The following is a 240-nucleotide window of genomic DNA, read 5'->3' on the forward strand; positions in this document are numbered from 1 at the left end:
CCGGTTCATCTGCATGTAGGCACTGCAGTAGAACAACGCCAGGATGAGTCCCAGCAGGATCATCGCCAGTCGCAGGTAGATCGGTCCCGGGAAGAGCAGGAACAGCGCGAAGACGGGCAGGAACGGGATCATTCCGCGCAGGAGGTGCCGCGGAACCCGCCAGCGACCCGTCAGATCGTGCCGGACCCAATCCTGCAACTCGTCGGGCAGCTTGCGGCCCCAGCTGTAGGCGATCCACTG

1 protein-coding gene is annotated in these 240 nt (G+C 63.8%); it reads right to left on the bottom strand.

Going from position 1 to position 240, the window contains the following annotated elements:
• Positions 1-240, bottom strand: a 240-nt coding sequence (locus tag SB717_RS39145; RefSeq protein WP_410908677.1) for a DUF5313 family protein, incomplete at both ends; no start/stop codon positions are given.

It is taken from the genome of Priestia sp. SIMBA_032, from assembly GCF_046535215.1.
Taxonomy (GTDB): domain Bacteria; phylum Bacillota; class Bacilli; order Bacillales; family Bacillaceae_H; genus Priestia; species Priestia aryabhattai.